This is a genomic window from Galbibacter sp., from assembly GCF_048266365.1.
GTDB lineage: Bacteria > Bacteroidota > Bacteroidia > Flavobacteriales > Flavobacteriaceae > Galbibacter.
Genome location: NZ_JBLWZP010000002.1, coordinates 86,633 through 107,464, shown reverse-complemented (window position 1 = coordinate 107,464; position 20,832 = coordinate 86,633). Strand labels below are relative to the sequence as shown.

Here is a 20,832-nt window from a genome sequence, read left to right as displayed (position 1 = left end):
AAGACTAATTCGAGGAGCATTATTATCTTAAACAAATTCTATACAATATGAAAATCACATTCTATGGACACGCTTGCATTGGCATACAAATAGAGGAAATTCACCTTTTGGTTGATCCATTTATTTCTGCAAACGAAAAAGCCTCCCATATTGATATGGAGTCCGTCAAAGCTGATTATATACTAATTACTCATGCACACCGGGATCATACGGCTGATGTCGAATCCATAGCTAAAAGAACAGCTGGGGTAATTATTTCAAATGCTGAAATTGCAGATTATTACAGTGACAAAGGTTTTGATAGCCATCCTATGAATCATGGTGGAAGTTGGGATTTTGAATTCGGTGTCCTGAGATACGTCAATGCAATTCACTCTTCCTCCTTTGCAGATGGATCCCATGGTGGGCAACCTGGAGGGTTCGTACTCGAGGGGGAGCACAAAAACATCTATATAGCCGGAGATACGGCTTTAACTATGGATATGAAGCTTATTCCGCTACGCACCAATCTGGATTTGGCCGTTTTACCTATTGGTGATAATTTTACTATGGGGGTTGAAGATGCCATTATAGCTTCTGATTTTATTCAGTGCGATAAAATCCTGGGATACCATTATGACACCTTTGGTTATATCGAGATTGATCACGAGGAAGCTAAAAAGAAATTTTACAGTGCTCAGAAGGATTTGATGTTACTCAGTATTGGTGAAAGCATTGAATTGTAAATGGAGGCCTACTACAGAAAACACATATTAGATTTTAAAAGGCCAAGCGGAACCTCTAGAGGTGTACTACGGCAAAAGGAAACTTGGTTTATAGTTATCGAAAATAATGGGAAAACTGGCGTTGGAGAATGTGGATTATTGGCTGGACTAAGTATTGATGATCGTCCAGACTACGAATCTAAGTTACAATGGACCTGTAATCATATCGGTTTGGGGTTTGAGCAGCTGTGGACAGACCTTTTAGAGTATCCTTCCATTCAATGTGGACTTGAACAAGCCTTCCGGTCCCTTTCCGCAGCACAACCATTTGAATTATATCCTTCCTCGTTTACTCGCGGTGAAAAAGGGATACCGATCAACGGTCTTATATGGATGGGGGATGAGGATTTTATGAAATCCCAGATCAAAGAAAAAATTGATCAGGGTTTTTCTTGTATCAAAATGAAAATTGGAGCCATTGACTTTTCTACAGAAATAAAACTTTTAACAGCAATTCGAAAAGAGTTCAGTGCTACGGATATCGAGCTCAGAGTAGATGCCAATGGTGCTTTCTCTCCTGAGGATGCACTATCAAAACTCCGGCGATTAGCAACTCTTGATATTCATTCGATTGAACAGCCTATTAGGCAAGGGCAGTGGGAAGCTATGGCCGAACTCTGCAGTAAAACACCTTTACCGATAGCTTTGGATGAAGAACTTATCGGGGTCTTTGAACCTGAAGATAAAAAGAAATTACTCCAAATTATGAAACCCCAATACCTGATTTTTAAACCGAGTTTAATTGGAGGATTTAAGGGCGTCAATACATGGATAAAGCTTTGTGAAGAAGCTGCAGTTGATTGGTGGGTCACTTCAGCCCTAGAAAGTAATATTGGGCTCAATGCCATTGCCCAATGGACTTATACATTAAACAATTCCATGCCCCAAGGACTTGGGACAGGTAGCTTATATACCAACAATATTAGTTCGCCACTACAGGTTATTGGCGAGAATTTATATTATAAGAGAAATGGAAATTGGGATACGGAATACCTAAAACTTAATTAAACTATGTACATAGAGCAAGGATATCGAGGACAATTGGGCCTTTGGAAATATTTGGTGATTCCAACTGGATTTATCGGGTTAATTATTATCAATTATATAACTGTACTAAACACTCCTCAAAGCACAGAAGAAATAATGCAAATAATGGTAGAGCGGCTAGGTTCTAACCTAGTACTGATCACCATGTTACTTCCTCTCGCCATTGCCTTATTTCTGCTATGGATCTGGGTCAAACTGATACATCAACAAAGCATCACATCATTAACTACATCTCGAAAGAAAGTCGATTGGAAGCGCATTTTCTTTTCATTTTTCCTTTGGGGAGGAATTACGGCACTTTTTGTGGTGGTCGACTACTATTTTAATCCACAGGATTACATTTGGAATTTTGATCTCGTTCCCTTTTTATCACTAGTAGTGATAGCCATCTTATTGGTACCCTTACAAACGAGTTTTGAGGAGTACCTATTCAGAGGCTACTTGATGCAAGGTATTGGGATTTTTGCTAAAAACAGATGGGTTCCATTGGTGGTAACCTCGGTAATATTTGGCCTAATGCACATCGCTAATCCAGAAGTGGAAAAACTTGGCTACGGCATCATGATCTACTATATCGGAACAGGATTCTTTTTGGGAGTCATTACACTGATGGATGAAGGTATGGAGCTTGCATTGGGATTTCATGCAGCCAATAACCTGGTAACAGTGTTATTGGTTACAGCAACTTGGACTGCTTTTCAAACAGAATCGGTATTAAAAGATGTATCCACTCCCGCATTAGGTTACGATGTGCTTGTTCCTGTTTTAGTCGTCTTCCCTATATTGATTTTTATATTTTCCAAAAAGTACAAATGGAGTCAATGGAAGGAAAGATTAACTGGTGCGGTTGAAAAAGCAAAATTGAATTTAGAGTCTTAGAAACTAATACGTTTTACGCTTTTAATTGTGATATTTCAATCATAACTTTGGGAATCACTAATTGATTGCTAGTTTAATAGAAAAAGAGACTATGAATACAACACCTACCTTTGATAAACTTCACTTAAGATTTAAGCTAAACGGTTCCTATTATGACCGTGAAGATTTAATGGAAGTAGCATATAGCTACATTAAGGAAGGGGAACCTTATGAACAATCTATCGGTGATTTTTTGATGGATTGGTTAAATGAGAAGCCATTTATGTACGTCCGTACTTCTGGATCTACTGGGCAGGCTAAACAAATTCGTATTCATAAGCAAGCCATGGTAAATTCTGCAATTACCTCTGGTGATTTTTTCAAAATAAATGTAGGAGATAATGCGTTACATTGCCTTCCAGCTGCTTTTATCGCTGGCAAAATGATGTTGGTTCGTGCCATGATATTGGGGCTGGAGATTGATTTAGTGGAGCCAAATTTAACGCCTTTAACAGGGTTGAGTAAAACCTATGACTTTTCAGCTATGATCCCATTACAAGTTGAAAATTCACTGGATAAACTCGATCAGGTTAGAAAATTAATTGTCGGCGGAGCACCAATAGACAGTACATTAATAGATAGTCTTCAGGATAAATCTACTGAAATCTTCGAAACTTACGGGATGACAGAAACGGTGACCCATATTGCCGCGAAGAAAATCAATAATTTTTCAAATTCAGAAAATCTTGAGAATTCAAATTTTAAAATATTGCCTAATATTACCATAGGAACTGATGATAGGGGATGTTTAGTGATTGATGCACCGAATATCGCTGAGCAAGTCATTGTAACCAACGACTTGGTAAGTCTAGTAAGTGCCGATTCGTTTAAATGGAAAGGCCGCATTGATCACGTGATAAATTCTGGTGGGGTGAAATTGGTCCCTGAACAAATTGAAAAGAAATTGGCAGAGGTTATTCCCTCGAGATTTTTCATTTATGGTGTAGACGATTCTTCCCTGGGACAAAAATTAATCGCCGTTGTGGAGGGTAAAAAAGATCCCAAATTACTAGAAACCATTAAGGGATTAACATCACTAGAGAAGTTTGAACATCCTAAGGAAGTGTATTTCATTGATACTTTTCTTGAAACCGAAAATGGCAAAGTAAAAAGGGAGGCTACCATAGAAAAAGTGGTAAATCAATTATAAATAAGGGTGCCATTTTCAGACTTAGTCTTGAGATTAGGTCTGAAGAACACCCATATTAAAATCCTTAGTGATGGGGGCATTATTGGCAGCCTCAATCCCCATACTAATCCATTTGCGAGTATCTAGAGGGTCTATGATGGCATCGGTCCAAAGTCTTGCCGCTCCATAGTAAGGGGAGGTCTGCTCATCGTACTTGGATTTAATTTTTTGGAACATGGCTTCTTGTTGCTCTTCTGTTATGGTTTCACCTTTTTTCTTCAATGATGCGGTTTCTATCTGCAACAGTACTTTAGCAGCCTGAGTACCACCCATAACGGCCAACTCTGCACTAGGCCAAGCTACAATTAACCTAGGGTCATAAGCTTTACCGCACATTGCATAATTTCCAGCACCATAGGAATTCCCCATGACCACTGTAAACTTAGGTACCACTGAATTTGATACGGCATTCACCATTTTGGCGCCATCTTTAATAATTCCACCATGTTCAGATTTACTACCGACCATAAAGCCAGTAACATCCTGTAAGAATACAAGAGGGACTTTCTTTTGATTGCAGTTGGCAATAAAGCGTGTTGCTTTATCTGCAGAGTCGGAATAGATTACTCCTCCAAATTGTAATTCTCCCTTATTGGTTTTAACCATTTTGCGTTGGTTGGCTACAATACCTACAGCCCAACCGTCTATTCTTGCATAACCACAGATTATCGTTTTACCAAAACCAGCTTTGTATTCTTGAAAAGAATTGGCATCAATTAGGCGGGTGATAATTTCAAGGGTATCGTAGGGTTGGGTTCGACTCTTAGGAATCAATCCATAAATATCTTGGGGCTCCAGAAGTGGCTTGATGGATTTTTTCCGGCTAAAACCAGCCTTAGGTACATCCCCAATTTTATCCATAATATTTTTAATAATATCCAAGGCGTGGTGATCATCCTTTGCTTTGTAATCGGTTACCCCACTAATTTCTGAATGTGTAGTAGCCCCACCAAGGGTTTCATTGTCAATTTGCTCGCCAATAGCAGCTTTGACCAAATAACTCCCTGCTAAAAATATACTCCCGGTTTTTTCAACTATAATTGCCTCATCACTCATGATGGGAAGATAAGCTCCTCCAGCAACGCAACTACCCATAATGGCAGCTATTTGAGTAATACCCATGCTACTCATTTGCGCATTGTTTCTGAAGATACGTCCGAAGTGTTCCTTGTCAGGAAATATTTCATCTTGCATGGGTAGATAAACTCCAGCGCTATCCACTAGGTATATAATGGGTAATTTGTTTTCTATTGCAATTTCTTGTGCACGAAGGTTTTTCTTACCGGTAATCGGAAACCAAGCACCAGCTTTTACCGTGGCATCATTAGCCACCACAATACACTGCTTTGCTCCGATATAGCCAATCTTCACCACAACCCCGCCAGAGGGGCATCCACCGTGTTCTTGATACATCTGATCACCGGCTAGGGCTCCAATTTCTATAACTGGGGCTTTGCTATCTAATAGATAGTCGATGCGTTCTCTAGCAGTCAACTTTCCTTGGGAGTGTAATTTATCTATTCGCTTTTCTCCACCTCCTAAAGACACCTTAGCTAGTTTTTGTCTTAAGGCAGAAAGTGATAATTTATTATGATCCTCGTTCTGATTGAATTTTAAATCCATTAAATTGTGATTCTGTTAGTGTGAGACTTCGTGAAAAACGCGTTCTAATATAAATATTCTATTAAAACACCTTGTATTTTCTGCTAAAATACGAAATCAAGCCAAATCGAATTGTTTAATAATTGCTTAAATTGTACGATATTTGTCAATTGGAAAATACGCAATAGAATTTATATGAAAAGTAACACAGGTCGAGGTATGAATAAAAATACAATATTAGCATGGGCAACTTGGATAATGATCATCGTAGGATGTGGACTTATTGCATTGGGAGCCTTTCGTTATGATGATGTTGCCGGATATGGATTTGCATCCGTTGGCATAGGTTTTTTTGCCATTGCTTGGGTATTCAATGCCCTAAAAGGCAGGGTATAGGTATACTGGTCAAAATTCATGAAGTAAATCGCTAGAGAAGCGACCCATATAATAACATAAAAGTAAATATAGGAATATAATGGCTGATGATAAAAAGGTGATATTCTCCATGTCTGGAGTATCCAAGACTTACCAGAGCACAAATAAACAAGTTCTAAAAGATATCTATTTGAGTTTCTTCTACGGAGCTAAGATTGGGATCTTAGGTTTAAATGGTTCAGGAAAGTCAACGCTACTCCGTATTATTGCTGGGGAGGAAAAAAATTACCAAGGAGATGTTGTATTCTCATCTGGGTATTCTGTGGGGTATTTGGCCCAAGAGCCTCAATTGGATGAAACGAAAACGGTAATCGACATCGTTAAAGAAGGTGTGGCAGAAACCGTAGGCATTCTCGATGAATACAATAAGATAAACGATATGTTTGGTTTGCCAGAGGTATATGAGGATGCAGATAAGATGCAAAAGCTCATGGATCGCCAAGCAGAATTGCAAGATAAGATCGATGCTAGCAACGCCTGGGAACTCGATACCAAGCTCGAGATTGCAATGGATGCTTTAAGAACACCAGAACCTGATACACCAATTAATATACTCTCTGGTGGGGAACGCAGACGTGTAGCCCTATGTCGATTACTACTTCAAGAGCCTGATGTTTTGCTGTTGGATGAGCCTACCAACCACTTGGATGCAGAGTCTGTGTTGTGGTTAGAACAACATCTACAACAGTACAAGGGTACTGTAATTGCAGTAACCCATGATAGATACTTCTTAGATAATGTGGCAGGCTGGATTTTAGAATTGGATAGAGGAGAAGGTATACCTTGGAAAGGGAATTATTCATCTTGGTTAGATCAAAAGTCTAAAAGGCTGTCCCAAGAGCAAAAGCAAGCCTCTAAACGACAAAAGACTTTAGAACGAGAGTTGGAATGGGTCCGTATGGCTCCAAAAGGAAGACAGGCTAAACAAAAGGCTCGTTTGAATAATTACGATAAACTCCTAAATGAGGATCAGAATAAATTGGATGAAAAATTAGAGATTTACATTCCAAATGGGCCACGATTAGGAACCAATGTGATAGAAGCCAAAGGCGTTTCCAAAGCTTTTGGAGATAAACTACTTTATGAGGATTTGAATTTTAACCTACCACAAGCCGGGATTGTTGGAATCATTGGTCCAAACGGTGCGGGGAAAACGACGATTTTCAAAATGATCATGGGGGAGCAAACCCCTGATAAAGGAAGTTTTGAAGTTGGCGAAACTGCAAAGATTGCTTATGTGGATCAATCGCACTCTAATATTGATCCTTCAAAAACTATTTATGAGAATTTCTGCGACGGACAAGAGCTCGTTATGATGGGAGGGAAGCAGGTGAATTCTCGCGCCTACCTAAGTCGCTTTAACTTTGCAGGTAGTGACCAAAATAAAAAAGTAGAGGCTTTATCTGGAGGTGAACGCAATAGACTACACTTGGCTATGACCCTAAAAGAAGAAGGCAATGTGTTATTACTCGATGAGCCTACGAATGATTTGGACATTAATACCTTAAGAGCACTTGAAGAAGGTTTGGAAAACTTCGCAGGTTGCGCTGTGGTCATATCTCACGACCGTTGGTTCTTAGATAGAATTTGTACTCACATTCTTGCTTTTGAAGGGAATTCTGAAGTTTATTTCTTTGAGGGAGGATTCTCTGATTACGAAGAGAACAAACGTAAACGTCTTGGAGCTGATATTACTCCAAAACGTATCAAATACAAAAAATTGATCCGAGATTAGGTCACAACAGATATAATTCATATAACCAAACGAGAAGTACTTCACAATACTTCTCGTTTAGTTATGTCTGTTTAGAGTATACTATTTTCGAATAAAATCAATAATCAAATAACTAAGGGCTTTTCCTAATTGAAACTTATCTTCTGTATCTAAATTCGGTGCAGCTTCACAAATATGTAAGTAGGCTACATTTTTAATCCCACTGGCCTTATTTACAATCTCACGAACTTGATTTAGTTGAAATCCTGAGCTGCTTTGCGCGCTACTGGGTGCATGTGCAATACTATCCATATCGACTTCTATCCCAAACTTGGACTGTCTGACAAAGTTAATGGCTTCATGAAGCTCAAAATCAAATTCTTTTTCCTTGCGAACATACAACTCTTCAAGTGTATTAAATCTGATCCTTTTCTCCGCTTTCAAGCTTTTGAACACCTTTTTTGAGTTGTAATTTTCATGTAAACCCATGATGAAATATTGATTTAAGAATCCCTCTCGGAAAGCATAAGTAAAACCATTGCCACTATGGCGGCCTTCTCGTTTTCTAAAATCACTATGTGCATCTACATTTAAACAATTGATAGCCGTATTATAGGCCAATGCCGTCCCCTTTATAATACCATAGGCATTATTGTGTCCACCTCCGATAACTATAGGGATTTTACCGCATTGAACAATTTGGCGAACAAGATCTGTAACTTCTGTATCGATATAAGCAGTGAGCTCACGAGCCTTTTCGATTTTTGAATCATCAGTAATTGCATCGATTTGCTGCAATTCTTTCTCAAAATTCAGATGACCTAAGAGAAGTAGGTTTTTACCTTTCACAAATTTATTGTTCTGCACATTTAAAAGGTGGGGGAGACAGTTTAACCACGCATCACGAGCTCCAGGTTTACCATAGTTACCTATCACTCCAATATCTTCTGGAATCCCAAAGAGTACATATTTTGCATTTGAATTTAACAGAGCTGTTTCTAAAGTATCCTCCTTGGATAAGAATTCCATATGCTCACCGAGCTTTCCTTCGCCTTTTCTAACCTTTATCAAAGGAGTCACTTTTTGAAGGTCATAGATCACTAGTCTAGATCTCATATTTTAATTTAATTGTGCGTTATGCAAAAGTATATAATCTAAATTCATTTTTGATTCGTATATACAATCGTAAAGCAATTTAAAAAAGATTGATTAAATTGCTGAACCAAATTGTAAAAAAAATAATGAGCTTATGGCAGAAACAAAAAGTAATAATGGTCTAAAGGTCATTGCAGGGCTACTTGCTGCTGCTTTGATTGGAACCCTTATTTACACTGGTAGTTTGTACAAGAGTAAAAAGGACACTACCGAGAAGTTAAATAAGGAGAAAAACTTGGTTATTGAAGATCTGAACAACCTAAAATCAGACTATGATCGAGCTATATCTGAAAATGAATCTACTAATGCAGAGCTTATTGAAGCTCGAAACAAGATCGCGGTTTATATTGACTCCGTTCAGAAAATGAAGGCTGACATCAGCACTTTATCTCGTTACAGAAGACAAGTTAACCAATTGACAAAGGAAAGAGAATACCTGCTAGCACAGAACGACTCTTTAAGAGCTTCAAACACTTTGTTATCTATGCAGAGAGATAGTACTCAAGCTGCCTTGGCTGAACAATCTATGTTTACAGATTCTTTGATCATGCAAAACACACAATTGTCTAAAGTTGTAGAAACTGGAGCTTCATTGGGATTGTCTAAATTCTCAGCAGAAGCGGTAAGAGAACGCAGCAGTGGAAAAGTGGTATCTGTTAGTAATAACAGAAGAGCGGATAAGCTAAAAATTTGTTACACCGTTGGATCAAATAAAATTACCAAGCCCGGAGCTAAACAATTTTATATTCAGGTTACTGATCCAAGTGGAACTATTATAGGAGAAAGAGCTGTTGCTGCTAAAGAAGGTGATGAATTAAACGAATCTATCAGTGTAACTTATAGTAAAGCTTCTAGCTTCTATTACGAGAACACTTCATTAGATGTTTGTGATTTCATTGACAAAAGTGGCGCTGAATTTCCAGAAGGGACCTATGGCGTTGTGGTTTATGACCAGAACTTGAAAGAATTAGGATCAACAGAGTTCCAACTCAATTAAGCAACATACTAACCGATCAACTTATTGATAAAACACCAGCATCGCTGGTGTTTTTTTATACCCAAACCTGACATACTATTGGTCGTGAATGATCCTTAATGCGTTGGTCCTAAAATCTACTATAGGCTTCATTCGCTAAACGAAACAAAACACTTCCTTCTAAACATAAAGAACAATTAGTATTTCTTGGACTACCTAATTTAAGATATTATCTTGCATCTGATTTTGTAGCTAAACCTATGATATGCTATATATCAGTTTGATAATCATATTTGTAGCAGAATGAATCCAAAACGTCGACCGACCAAAGAATTAAAAGAGCAGTGGCACAAAGACTCCAATAACTGGAAATTTGGCCTGCTTTACTATAACAAAGAAGATAAAAGAATATTCCCGCCAAAGCGCTTTAAGTATCTTGGCTGGACTGTAAATTTTGCGAATCCAACTTCAATTTTAGTCTTATCGCTGATAATCATCGCGATTATTGTCAAGGCTATATACATCGATAAATCCTAGTAAAATGAAACACAAACTGTTGATGATTTTAGTTGCTATGTTCGCCATGAACATGTACGCACAAGACCTAACCGGACAATGGAACGGTGTTTTAAAAGTCCAAGGCGTACAGTTAAGATTAGTGTTTAACGTTGCAAAATCAGACAATGGTTATAGCTCGACCATGGATAGTCCTGACCAAGGAGCCAATGGAATTCCGGTAACTAGTACCACCTTTGAAAATTCAACACTTCAATTTGTAGTCTCCAATGCCGGAATTCAATACACTGGTGTGTTAGTAGAAAACAAATTTGTTGGAACCTTTAAACAAGGTGGGATGGAATTGCCACTGAATCTGTCAAGGGATGTAGTTGCGAAAGAAAATAGTATACGACCTCAGGAGCCTAAAGAACCATTCCCGTATTATTCTGAAGATGTTACTTTTATAAATAAAGAAGCCGATATTTCATTATCTGGAACTTTAACGCTCCCAAGCAAAGTTGGAAAGTTTCCTGTAGTCATTTTGATTTCAGGTAGTGGACCTCAAAATAGAGATCAAGAGTTGTTTGGTCACAAACCATTTCTAGTGATATCAGATTATTTAACCAAGAAAGGAATCGCGGTTTTGAGATATGATGATAGGGGGGTAGGGCAATCAAGTGGCGAGTTTAAAACTGCGACCACCGTTGACTTTGCAACAGACGTCGAAAGTGCAATTGCGTATTTGAAAACCAGAAAAGAAATCAATAAAAATAAAATTGGTCTTATAGGGCATAGTGAGGGAGGGATCATTGCTCCTCTAGTAGCCTCAAAATCTAAAGACGTTAGCTTCATTGTTTTGTTGGCAGGCACAGGGATTCCAGGGGATCAATTATTGCTGCGTCAGCAACAAGCCATTTCCAAAGCAGGAGGTGTTTCAGGCACAGAATTAGCAAAGTCCCTTGAAACCAGCGCACAAGCCTTTGAATTAATCGCTCAATCAAATAACGATCAGACTTTAAAAGAAGATTTGACAAAGCTTTTGGAAAAGAATCTGGAAAGGGACATAACTGTGAATTTATCAAACGGTATGACCAAAGAAGAATTTATCAGCGCGCAAGTCGAACAAATCTCAAGTCCCTGGACTCAGTATTTTGTAAAATATGACCCTGCAACAGCTTTAGAAAAGGTCAAATGTCCTGTGCTAGCTGTCATTGGCGAAAAAGACTTGCAAGTGCCCGCGAAAGAAAACTTAGAAGCCATTAGCAATGCTTTAAAAAATGGAGGGAATAAGGAAGTTACTACCAAAGTGTTTCCAGGGCTGAATCACTTGTTTCAAGAATGTGAGACAGGTTTACCCATGGAATATGCTAACATTAATCAGACATTTTCGCCAACAGCATTGTTAGAAATAACTGAATGGATCATAAAGCAGGCAAAATAGTTTTTAGTTTACAAAAGGGGCTTTACGTGATTTCATTATCCAATGCCTTAATGATCTTATCGATTATCTGTTGTGGATTAAGCTTTAAATCCACCGTAATAGCATTTTTAGGTGGTTCTAAGGTGTCGAATTGTGATTTTAACAGGGTAGCGGGCATAAAGTGAGAATTGCGCTTAGAGAGCCTTGTTTGTATAGTTTGATAATCACCTTCCAGGTAAATAAACTTAAGTTCTTTTTCCATACCCTTGCATAAGACATCACGATAAGACTGTTTTAGGGCGGAACATGCGATGACACAGGAACAATTTTCTTCTAATTGTTGAAGTCCAAAATCGTGAATAGCTTCTAACCAGCCAGCTCTATCCTGATCGTTTAAGGGATGTCCAGCGCTCATCTTGTCAATATTCTCTTGTGGGTGGAAATCATCTCCGTCATAGAATTCGATATCTAGGGCATCGGAAAGCAACTTCCCTATGGTCGATTTACCAGAGCCAGAAACTCCCATAATTATTAATATAACTGGTGTATTATTGTGAATCATCGTTTAAAATTTCGATTACTTTATCGGTGCGTATTCGGTGTGGTGTTTTAAAATCAAACCAATGTATGTCTTCTTCCTTGTTTAGCCAAGTCAGTTGCCGTTTTGCGAATCTTCTGGTGTTTTTTTTGATTTCAGATACTGCAAATTCTAGAGAAACATTTCCTTCAAAGAACTCAAAGAGTTCTTTATAACCAACAGTTTGGAGCGCATTTAAATGGCGATAGGGATACAGGGATTTAGCCTCTTCCAATAACCCGTTTTCCATCATAATATCTACCCTTTTGTTGATTCTATCATATATTACTGAACGCTCTGCAGTTAAACCAATCTTAAGCGTCCGAAATGAACGTTGTTGCGGATTATGATTTAAAAAGGAAGAGAAAGGTTTCCCGGTGCCAATACAAATTTCTAGCGCACGGATCAAACGGCGAGTATTTTGAAGGTCCATGCTAGAATATGACACCGGATCCAGGGTTTGTAATTGTCTCTGTAGCACTTCAATTCCCTCTTCTTCCAGTTGCAGATTTAATGCCGTTCGAATTTCAGAGTCTACCTTTGGAAAGTCATCCAAGCCTTCTGTCACGGCCCTGTTATATAATCCACTACCTCCAGCCATGACGACAATGTCGTTGAAGTTAAAGAGTTGCTCTAGAGTGTTTATAGCTTCTATTTCAAAATCCCCAACGGAATAGGGATCGTGTATACTTATGTGCTGAATAAAATGGTGTTGTACCGCTTCTAATTCACTAAGACTTGGAACCGCTGTTCCAATATACATTTCTTTATAAAACTGCCTTGAATCAGAGGAGATAATTTGCGTGTTAAAATGCCTTGCCAATTCAATAGCTAGGGCAGTCTTTCCGATGGCAGTAGGACCAAGGACAGTTATTAGTGTTTTAGGCTTCATTTAAAAGGTTTCCGCAATTATAGCAATACTCAGCCTTATCGTTGTGGTTATGCGCGTTGCAGTTCGGACAGGCTTGAGTGTTAATATGTATATTGTTAAGTTTACTTTGTCGGGAGAACTGAGCTGAAACAATTCCTGTGGGAACAGCAATAATTCCGTACCCCATAACCATGACAATAACCGAAATAGTCTGTCCCAAAGCCGTCAGTGGTACCATGTCACCAAAACCAACGGTAGTCATAGTCACTATTGTCCAATAGATACCTTTTGGTATACTGGTAAACCCGGCAGCAGAACCCTCCACCAAATACATAACGGTTCCGATAATCACCGAAAGAATCATCATGGTAAAAATAAATACTGAAATTTTAGTTCGACTTTCCCATAGTGCATCCTTAAGTTTACTTGCTTCACCAATAAACTTAATCATTTTTAGAATCCTAAAAATACGTAGTAGACGAATTGCTCTAATAACGATAAGCGCATGAGAGCCTGGAAATAGAAACGATAAATAGAGGGGTATGGTGGAGAGTAAGTCTATGATACCATAAAAGCTAAAAATATACCTATGAGGTTTTTTTAAACTTAAGCATCTGGCGATATATTCAACGCTAAACAAAATAGTTATCACCCATTCTGAAATATACAAAAGCTGATGGTGCTCCCTATCAAAAGATGCTACACTTTCTAGGATCACTAATAAAATACTAGCAAGGATCAGAATAAAAAGTGTGATGTCAAACCATTTTCCAACCGGGGTGTCAGCTTCATAGATAATCTCATGAAGTCTGGATCTCCAGTTTTTAACGGTGGCATTATTGTCTTTCATGTGAGGTGTCAATTTAGTTTAATAGTGGTATTGAATGGCATCTCAATTAATGGCTTATAATGGCCTTCTCATACAAGATTGAAAATTTCAATTCTAGTTGCTAATACGCTCAGATTCGTACTGAATTATTTTAAGATTTTGTTTTTTCCTCAAATACTTTTGAATACAATAACGAGCCATATCTGAGTCCTTCATTGAGGTTATGATGGACTTGAGTATGTCAAGGTTGTTTAGTTGGTGGTTAAGCTCATAGAAGCCATAACCATTGAATTCTCCTTGGATAAATAAAACAACACTGTGTTCATCAATAGCTCTACCAGCATCTATGATGGCGAAGCTCTTGTCAGAAATACCATATTTGTGTATGGCGCTACGAACACGTTTGTTATAAGCTTTAGAATCTTCATTATACTCTTGGCCATTTCCTAAATGGTCTGCGATATCACGAGATCCATCGCCATTGAGGTGCAACTGAAATTCTAATGAAATTTCACCTAGAACCTTTATTGCCTGATTATAACCCACAAAATTGATGATTGAATCTTTGTTCAAGTCAAAATTGTCTAGGACTAAATTTAATCGAGAATCATTGCCTTTTGTCACATACAAGGCATGGGTGAATTTTTGTTTTTTCTTAGGATTATACCTTGGTTTGTTTTTCGCGATCTCCTGATACTCTTTAAGTTCCGCAATCAACGTATTTCCAGTGAGGTCAAAGGTGACTATCTTAACTTCCTTCTGTATTTTTCTGTTTTTCGCGGCACTGCTGATAAATAGTTTATTGACTCTTTTTCGAATATTGCTACTTTTAGAGAGATAAATGAGCTCCCCATCGGTATTGTACATATAGAATACTCCAACGTCATTGGGAAGTCGCTCAACAATTTCAATAAGCCTTGGGTTGAGTTGGCCCACCTGTTCTTGGCGTATATTGTTCTGAACAATTTTCTTATTGGAATCCTTTGACAATAGGAGTTTAAATAATTTCACTGTGGCTAGGGCATCACCATTTGCCCGGTGCCTATCACTTACAGGTATGCCTAAAGCACGCACCAGTTTTCCTAGGCTATACGAGGGTTGTTCCGGTAATAGTTCCTTAGATAATTCTACAGTACAAAGTGATTTTCGTTGGTAATCATAACCTAAACGATTAAATTCGGTCTGTAGGATTCTATAATCAAACTGAGCATTGTGTGCAACCAAGGTACAATTGTCAGTAATTTCAATGATTCGTTTGGCAATCTCGTAAAACTTTGGCGCTGTTTGTAGCATTTGGTTATTGATGCCCGTTAATTTTACTACAAAGGGCTGAATCTCCTTTTCCGGGTTAACTAGACTAATGAACTGATCCTCCACTTTATGGCCGTCAAACCTATAAATTGCAATCTCTGTAATTCCTTCTTCATTGTATTTCCCTCCAGTGGTTTCTATATCAAGTACGGCATACATTCTTTTACATGAGTTTTTAGTGAAATTTTTAAAGCTAGTTTTTAGTTGTAATTTCTAGATCCGAAAATATGACTTCCAATGCGCACCATAGTACTGCCGCATTGTATTGCGATGTTATAATCACCGCTCATACCCATGGATCGGATACTTAATTCTAGGTTATCAGTTTTGGGGTGTGTGCTTTTTAAGGATTCAAAAATAGAATTTAAATGTGTAAATTCATTTGCTATTTGCTTACTATCTTCCGTAAATGTCGCCATGCCCATAAGCCCAACCACTTTAATAGCATTGAGTTTTTTAAAAGTATCACTGCTTAGAAGTTCTTCCAATTCAGAAACATTCATCCCAAACTTAGTATCTTCATCAGCAATATGAACTTGTAACAAACAGGGGATTACGCGATCGGTCATATTCGCTTGTTTATTGATTTCTTTGAGTAATTTAAGACTATCAACTCCGTGAATTAAACTGACAAAGGGAGCCATATACTTGACTTTATTTCGTTGAAGATGTCCAATCATATGCCATTCAATATCCTTTGGAAGTTGTTCCCATTTTCCGACCATTTCTTGAACCTTATTTTCTCCAAAAACGCGCTGTCCAGCTTGATATGCCTCCATGATATCATCATTACTTTTGGTCTTCGAAACTGCCACTAGATTTACATGTGAAGGAAGTGATTCCTTAATGCGAAGTAAATTTTCTTTTATATTCATTATACATTAAAACTTTCTAGGCTAAAAATAAGTATTTCTTTCTGGATTCACCTTCAATTCAGTAAAGAACTTACTAAAATAGCCACACTAGCAAAGCTTAATATTCGTTTCTGGGGTGATGTTTTGAAATTACATTGGCCAAATCCTTCTGGTTGAGATGCATGTATATTTCAGTGGTTGTAATACTTTGGTGTCCTAACATTTGTTGTATAGCCCGTAAATCAGCGCCGTTTTGCAATAGGTGAGTGGCAAAAGAATGCCTAAAAGTATGAGGGCTGATGCTTTTTTTAATGCCAGCTTTTTTGGCAGCGTTTTTTATAATAGTAAATACCATAGCCCTAGTTAACTGGGCACCTCGACGGTTTAAAAACAATATATCTTCATGCCCTTTCTTAATGGCAATTTGAGGCCTTATTTCTGTAAGATAGATGTCGATATACTTTATTGTGACTTGGGCGATGGGGACAAAGCGCTGTTTACTACCTTTTCCAAGTACGCGAATAAAACCTTCTTTAAAGTACAATTCTGATATTTTTAAACTGATAAGTTCCGTTGCCCTGAGACCACAACTGTATAATGTTTCAATCATACAGCGATTTCTTTCGCCTTCGGGTAAGCTTAAATCGATACTTGAAATCAACATGTCTATTTCATCTATTGTGAGCGTATTAGGTAATTTTCTTCCAAGCTTTGGAGTTTCAATTAAAGCCATTGGATCATCGGCGCGGTAATCCTCAAAAACCAGGTAATTGAAAAAACTTTTTAAACCAGAAATCAACCTAGCTTGCGAACGCGCACTTAGAGATTTTGCGGCTTGGTAAATGAAATTTTGGAGCGTTTCGGAATCAATAGCTGTTGGGGAACTCTGAATTTTATGATGCTCTAAGTAGTTCAACAACTTCTGAATATCCAAGCCATAATTTTCCACAGAATTTACAGACAGCCCTCTTTCTATTCTAAGGTAGTATTTGTAGTCCGATATGATCTGTTTCCAATCCATGGGGTAAAGCTAAATATTATATTTAATTCTTCATCATCAAGCTTTGAATAATTAGATAATCGGATGGAATGTGGACTAACGAACGTTGGAGTAGTAGCCAATTAAGGGGTTGAGGTTTTCCATAATTTCAACTCTTTTGATTGGAGTATGTAAGAATAATCTTTAGATTTGGGCTATCAATTAAAATTCAATAATCATGAAAAAAATTTTAGTAACAGCTACATTTATTTTAGGAGCATTATTCGCATCTAATGCTCAATCTACTTCTAATCCAGCATTGTCTGAGGGGAGTTGGCTTGTAGAGGCCAATACGAACTTTGGAAGAGCGCATCGTTCCAATACTGGTTTTAGCCTAAACACTAGTGACGATTATACCGAATGGAATGTCGGTTTTGAAGGTGGATATTTTATCATCGATGATCTTGCACTTAAAGCTGGACTAGGTTATGGTGATGCCGATGGCGCTGATGGAAGGTTCTCTTATAAACTGGGCGCTAAATATTATATCGAATCTCAATTTCCCGTACAAATTGATTTAAATGGTGTTAGCAGTGATAACTTTAGTCCATTATTTGTTGGTCTGCAAGGTGGATATGCCTGGTTTGTTGCTGATAATGTTGCTTTGGAACCTGGAGTACGTTACGATGTGGATATTAATGACGACGCAGACAATCTTGGTGGTCTGGGATTAAGCGTAGGATTTGCTATCTACTTTTAAGCGGTAAAACGACTGTAGATTACCATTATAGAATTAAAGAGGCTTCGGCCTCTTTTTTAGTGGATAATGTTTAAATTTACAGCATTAGGTCAAACCATAATCAGCGAAATCTAGGAGAATCACACAGGTGATAAAACCTTCCAGAATTGCTCATTAATTAAAATTTAAGCTATTGAAAATCACAATTATCAACGGTCCCAATTTAAATTTATTAGGTAAACGAGAGCCCGAGATCTATGGATCTGAAAGTTTTGAGGATTACTTAGGAATCCTTAAAACCAAATACCCTTCGGTATCTTTTGAATATTTCCAATCCAATGTAGAGGGTGAACTGGTTAATAAACTTCACCAGGCAGGCTTTGAAGGGGATGGAATTATTCTTAATGCTGGAGCATATACGCATACCTCAGTGGCTATAGGTGATGCTGTTAAAGGCATTACAACAGCTGTAATCGAAGTGCATATTTCCAATACCTTTTCAAGAGAATCTATACGGCATCAATCCTATATCTCTGCCAACGCAAAAGGCGTAATCCTTGGATTTGGTATGCAGAGTTACGAATTGGCACTACAAAGTTTTCTTTTGCAATAGCCCGAGTGGCAACTAGCGTATGGCATTTAAAACGTTTTTTAATTGGAGTACCGGTAAGGATAGTGCCTTAGCATTATATAGCCTGTTACAGGACCCATCTTACAGTGTTGACCAACTTTTCACCACGATAAGCATGGATAGTAATCGTGTATCCATGCATGGCATTCAAAGAGATTTACTGTTAAAACAGGCATCACAAATTGGTTTACCACTGTCAATTCTAGAATTGCCGGAGCAAACATCGATGCAGGTGTATGACCAATTGATGCAAACAACTTTAGTTGAGAAAAAGAAACAAGGATTCACTCATGCCGGTTTTGGAGACATCTTTTTAGAAGACCTTAGAACTTATCGGGAAAGTAAGTTAGAATCTATTGGCTTACAGGCTCATTTTCCGTTGTGGAAAATAGATAGCCTCAAGCTGATGCATAAATTCATAGACTTGGGATTCAAAGCCATTACAGTGGCTGTGAACGCCAAGGTATTGGATAAAACTATGGTCGGTAAAGAAATAGATGAAGACTTTTTGCAATTGCTCCCTCTTGGAGTAGACCCATGTGGTGAAAATGGAGAGTTTCATACATTTGTATATGATGGTCCCATTTTTAAAAAACCTGTTGAATTTATAATTGGAGATAAAGTACTTAGGACATACAGCTCTCCCAATTCGAAAGAGGACAAGGATCATCAAAGGAGTTGGGATGATTCCTTTTGGTTCTGTGATCTATCTGTCAAATAATTAACATTTTCATTTGATGTATTAAAAAAAGGCGAAACCTCTAGGTTCCACCTTTTTTACGTTATGATATGCTTTTTTATTTTAAGTTTTTTTCCAACTAGATATGGATAACTTCTCCATATGCAGCTGCAACAGCCTCCATCACCGCTTCACTCATTGTAGGGTGGGGGTGTACTGCTTTTAACACCTCATGAGCGGTAGTTTCAAGTTTTCTAGCTACGACTGCCTCGGCAATCATATCAGTAACTCCAGCTCCTATCATGTGGCAGCCTAACCATTCTCCGTATTTGGCATCAAAAATTACTTTTACAAAACCATCAGGGTGCCCACTAGCTTTTGCTTTTCCACTTGCAGAGAATGGGAATTTCCCGACTTTGAGATCATAACCTTTCTCTTTGGCTTGCTTTTCAGTCAAACCAACAGAGGCGATTTCAGGTGAACAGTAGGTACACCCAGGGATGTTTCCATAATCAAGTGCTTCAACATGTTGTCCTGCAATTTTTTCAACACAAAGAATCCCTTCAGCAGATGCAACGTGTGCCAAAGCTTGTCCAGGGACTACATCACCGATAGCATAATATCCAGGTATGTTCGTTTGATAAAAATCATTGACTACTATTTTATCACGGTCAGTCGCAATTCCGACTTCTTCTAATCCGATATTTTCAATATTGGCTTTAATTCCAACCGCAGAAAGCACCATGTCCGCCTCAATAACTTCTTCTCCTTTACTGGTTTTTACAGTAGCTTTAACACCTTTACCACTAGTGTCAACTTTAGTGACCTCTGCAGAGGTTTTGATCTTAACACCCATCTTTTTAAAGCTACGTTCTAACTGTTTAGAGATATCTTCATCCTCTACGGGAACAATGTTTGGTAAATACTCAACAACAGTAACTTCAGTACCCATAGAATTGTAGAAGTACGCAAACTCAATACCGATAGCACCACTACCAACAATAATCAATTTTTTAGGCTGCTCTTTTAGGGTAAGAGCTTCGCGATATCCGATAACTTTCTTACCGTCCTGTGGCAGACTTGGTAATTCCCTAGAACGAGCTCCTGTCGCGATGATAATGTGATCAGCGCTATATACGGTTGCTTTATTGTCCTTGTCCTTAACTTCTATTTTCTTTCCTGACTTAAGGGTTCCGTAACCTTGAAGTACGTCAATCTTATTTTTCTTCATCAAGAACTGAACACCCTTACTCATATCCCCGGCAACGTTTCTACTACGATTAATTACGGCGTTAAAGTCCTTTTCAACATTATCTACATGAAGTCCGTAATCTTCAGCATGCTTTAGGTATTCAAATACTTGTGCTGATTTTAACAGTGCTTTAGTAGGGATACATCCCCAATTCAAACATACGCCTCCTAGATTTTCTTTTTCGACAACAGCGGTTTTAAAACCTAGTTGAGAAGCACGTATGGCAGTTACATATCCACCAGGGCCACTTCCTAAAACAATTACGTCATATTTATTCATTTCGTATGATTTTTTAATGAGCTAAAATTTTGCGAATACGAAGTTAAGCAATAAGTTTTTAAAGGGTAAATTTTTAATGGCTTTTTGCCTGATTCTAATTCAAAACAATAGTG

21 protein-coding genes are annotated in these 20,832 nt (G+C 38.0%); 12 read left to right on the top strand and 9 right to left on the bottom strand.

Annotation, left to right across the window (positions count from 1 at the left end):
• Positions 1 to 47: 47 nt before the first annotated feature.
• From ACN0TV_RS03435 to ACN0TV_RS03420, 4 genes are all read left to right on the top strand, one after another.
• A complete protein-coding gene (locus tag ACN0TV_RS03435; RefSeq protein WP_417360141.1) occupies positions 48 to 725 on the top strand; it encodes a metal-dependent hydrolase in 678 nt (225 codons plus the stop codon).
• On the top strand, positions 726 to 1,772 hold the full coding sequence (locus ACN0TV_RS03430) for an o-succinylbenzoate synthase (protein ID WP_417360140.1): 1,047 nt from the start codon (positions 726 to 728) through the stop codon (positions 1,770 to 1,772). It begins immediately after the preceding gene.
• Between the two features lie 3 nt (positions 1,773 to 1,775).
• Positions 1,776 to 2,690: a CPBP family intramembrane glutamic endopeptidase gene (locus ACN0TV_RS03425; protein WP_417360138.1), complete on the top strand. Its 915-nt coding sequence runs from the start codon at positions 1,776 to 1,778 to the stop codon at positions 2,688 to 2,690.
• Positions 2,691 to 2,781: 91 nt separating this feature from the next.
• Complete coding sequence (locus ACN0TV_RS03420) at positions 2,782 to 3,879, top strand: AMP-binding protein (protein ID WP_417360136.1); 1,098 nt, start codon at positions 2,782 to 2,784, stop codon at positions 3,877 to 3,879.
• Between the two features lie 33 nt (positions 3,880 to 3,912).
• Here the strand turns inward: ACN0TV_RS03420 and ACN0TV_RS03415 are convergent, their stop codons facing one another.
• A complete protein-coding gene (locus ACN0TV_RS03415; RefSeq protein ID WP_417360135.1) occupies positions 3,913 to 5,541 on the bottom strand; it encodes an acyl-CoA carboxylase subunit beta in 1,629 nt (542 codons plus the stop codon).
• Between the two features lie 198 nt (positions 5,542 to 5,739).
• On the opposite strand from ACN0TV_RS03415, the gene ACN0TV_RS03410 reads away from it, so the two are divergent.
• Together ACN0TV_RS03410 and ettA are read left to right on the top strand one after the other, a co-directional pair.
• Positions 5,740 to 5,916: a CAL67264 family membrane protein gene (locus ACN0TV_RS03410; RefSeq protein WP_417360946.1), complete on the top strand. Its 177-nt coding sequence runs from the start codon at positions 5,740 to 5,742 to the stop codon at positions 5,914 to 5,916.
• 79 nt (positions 5,917 to 5,995) lie between these two features.
• Positions 5,996 to 7,690, top strand: a complete 1,695-nt coding sequence (gene ettA / locus ACN0TV_RS03405) for an energy-dependent translational throttle protein EttA (RefSeq protein WP_417360133.1) — start codon at positions 5,996 to 5,998, stop codon at positions 7,688 to 7,690.
• An 81-nt stretch (positions 7,691 to 7,771) separates the two neighbouring features.
• Here the strand turns inward: ettA and ACN0TV_RS03400 are convergent, their stop codons facing one another.
• Complete coding sequence (locus ACN0TV_RS03400; protein WP_417360131.1) at positions 7,772 to 8,785, bottom strand: formimidoylglutamase; 1,014 nt, start codon at positions 8,783 to 8,785, stop codon at positions 7,772 to 7,774.
• Between the two features lie 133 nt (positions 8,786 to 8,918).
• Here ACN0TV_RS03400 and ACN0TV_RS03395 point away from each other — a divergent pair, with 133 nt between their 5' ends.
• From ACN0TV_RS03395 to ACN0TV_RS03385, 3 genes are all read left to right on the top strand, one after another.
• Positions 8,919 to 9,821 (top strand): hypothetical protein, encoded by a 903-nt coding sequence (locus tag ACN0TV_RS03395; RefSeq protein ID WP_417360129.1) that lies wholly within the window; start codon positions 8,919 to 8,921, stop codon positions 9,819 to 9,821.
• Positions 9,822 to 10,103: 282 nt separating this feature from the next.
• Positions 10,104 to 10,337 carry a DUF5808 domain-containing protein gene (locus ACN0TV_RS03390; protein WP_417360127.1) on the top strand — a complete coding sequence of 78 codons (234 nt, stop codon included), beginning with the start codon at positions 10,104 to 10,106 and terminating at the stop codon, positions 10,335 to 10,337.
• 4 nt (positions 10,338 to 10,341) lie between these two features.
• Positions 10,342 to 11,739, top strand: a complete 1,398-nt coding sequence (locus ACN0TV_RS03385) for an alpha/beta hydrolase family protein (RefSeq protein ID WP_417360125.1) — start codon at positions 10,342 to 10,344, stop codon at positions 11,737 to 11,739.
• A 22-nt stretch (positions 11,740 to 11,761) separates the two neighbouring features.
• On the opposite strand, the gene ACN0TV_RS03380 is transcribed toward ACN0TV_RS03385, so the two are convergent.
• From ACN0TV_RS03380 to xerD, 6 genes are all read right to left on the bottom strand, one after another.
• A complete protein-coding gene (locus ACN0TV_RS03380; RefSeq protein ID WP_417360123.1) occupies positions 11,762 to 12,280 on the bottom strand; it encodes a gluconokinase in 519 nt (172 codons plus the stop codon).
• On the bottom strand, positions 12,267 to 13,187 hold the full coding sequence (gene miaA, locus ACN0TV_RS03375; RefSeq protein WP_417360121.1) for a tRNA (adenosine(37)-N6)-dimethylallyltransferase MiaA: 921 nt from the start codon (positions 13,185 to 13,187) through the stop codon (positions 12,267 to 12,269). Before miaA ends, ACN0TV_RS03380 begins: the two co-directional genes overlap by 14 nt.
• Positions 13,177 to 14,016: an ion transporter gene (locus ACN0TV_RS03370; protein ID WP_417360119.1), complete on the bottom strand. Its 840-nt coding sequence runs from the start codon at positions 14,014 to 14,016 to the stop codon at positions 13,177 to 13,179. The genes miaA and ACN0TV_RS03370 overlap by 11 nt, the downstream gene beginning before the upstream one ends.
• 93 nt (positions 14,017 to 14,109) lie before the next feature.
• Positions 14,110 to 15,465: an exonuclease domain-containing protein gene (locus ACN0TV_RS03365; protein WP_417360117.1), complete on the bottom strand. Its 1,356-nt coding sequence runs from the start codon at positions 15,463 to 15,465 to the stop codon at positions 14,110 to 14,112.
• Between the two features lie 41 nt (positions 15,466 to 15,506).
• Positions 15,507 to 16,181, bottom strand: a complete 675-nt coding sequence (locus ACN0TV_RS03360; RefSeq protein ID WP_417360115.1) for a YggS family pyridoxal phosphate-dependent enzyme — start codon at positions 16,179 to 16,181, stop codon at positions 15,507 to 15,509.
• A 97-nt stretch (positions 16,182 to 16,278) separates the two neighbouring features.
• Complete coding sequence (xerD, locus tag ACN0TV_RS03355) at positions 16,279 to 17,181, bottom strand: site-specific tyrosine recombinase XerD (RefSeq protein WP_417360113.1); 903 nt, start codon at positions 17,179 to 17,181, stop codon at positions 16,279 to 16,281.
• A 196-nt stretch (positions 17,182 to 17,377) separates the two neighbouring features.
• Between xerD and ACN0TV_RS03350 the strand changes: the two genes are divergently transcribed.
• From ACN0TV_RS03350 to ACN0TV_RS03340, 3 genes are all read left to right on the top strand, one after another.
• Positions 17,378 to 17,899 (top strand): hypothetical protein, encoded by a 522-nt coding sequence (locus tag ACN0TV_RS03350; protein WP_417360111.1) that lies wholly within the window; start codon positions 17,378 to 17,380, stop codon positions 17,897 to 17,899.
• Positions 17,900 to 18,071: 172 nt separating this feature from the next.
• A complete protein-coding gene (locus ACN0TV_RS03345; protein WP_417360109.1) occupies positions 18,072 to 18,491 on the top strand; it encodes a type II 3-dehydroquinate dehydratase in 420 nt (139 codons plus the stop codon).
• 19 nt (positions 18,492 to 18,510) lie between these two features.
• Positions 18,511 to 19,230, top strand: a complete 720-nt coding sequence (locus ACN0TV_RS03340; protein WP_417360107.1) for a diphthine--ammonia ligase — start codon at positions 18,511 to 18,513, stop codon at positions 19,228 to 19,230.
• Positions 19,231 to 19,327: 97 nt separating this feature from the next.
• On the opposite strand, the gene lpdA is transcribed toward ACN0TV_RS03340, so the two are convergent.
• The gene (gene lpdA / locus ACN0TV_RS03335; RefSeq protein ID WP_417360105.1) at positions 19,328 to 20,719 is read right to left on the bottom strand and encodes a dihydrolipoyl dehydrogenase; all 1,392 of its coding nucleotides are present in this window, start codon (positions 20,717 to 20,719) and stop codon (positions 19,328 to 19,330) included.
• Positions 20,720 to 20,832: the final 113 nt, after the last annotated feature.